The sequence below is a fragment of the Frankia sp. AiPs1 genome (assembly GCF_023716945.1).
Lineage (GTDB): Bacteria > Actinomycetota > Actinomycetes > Frankiales > Frankiaceae > Frankia.
The window spans coordinates 1-541 of the sequence record NZ_JAMQQF010001184.1; the positions used below are offsets into that span (position 1 = coordinate 1).

The following is a 541-nucleotide window of genomic DNA, read 5'->3' on the forward strand; positions in this document are numbered from 1 at the left end:
GTGGCGGCGAGCGCCGCGGGCGCGCCGGTCGCGGCCGCCGCGGGCTCGACGGGTACCCGGGTCGTACTCATCCCGCGGACGCTGAGCGCGACGTCGACGGGAACGGGCCCGGCGACCCCGGCCTTTCGCATCGGCTACCTGGCGGTCCGCTGGAACGGTCCCGGCGGCGACACCGGCCCCGGGGCGGCGGTCGGGCCAGCGAGCGCAGGCGCCGCGGTCCGCCTCCGGCGGGCCAACGGTGGATACGGCTCGTGGAGCCCGCTGGCCGTCGGCTGCCCCGCGGAGCGGGACGACCGACCGGCCGGCGCCTCCTCCGCTCATGCCGTCCTGATGGGGGCCAGGACCGCCACCGGCTACGAACTTCGGGTGCCGCCGGGAGCCTCCGGGGTGGCCGCCACGGCGCTGAACACGACGTCCGGCCCGTGCCGGCGGCTGACGGTCCCGGACGTGACGGCCCAGGCCGCCCTCGCCGCGGTGGCCGGTCTGTCCGCCGCGGCCGCCGGGATCGCCGCGGCCGAACCGGGGAGTTCGGCGCGGGGGG

At 80.0% G+C, this 541-nt stretch carries 1 pseudogene; it reads left to right on the forward strand.

The window, feature by feature from the left end:
• Positions 1-541: pseudogene (locus ND748_RS33555) on the forward strand (twin-arginine translocation pathway signal protein); the annotation flags it as partial.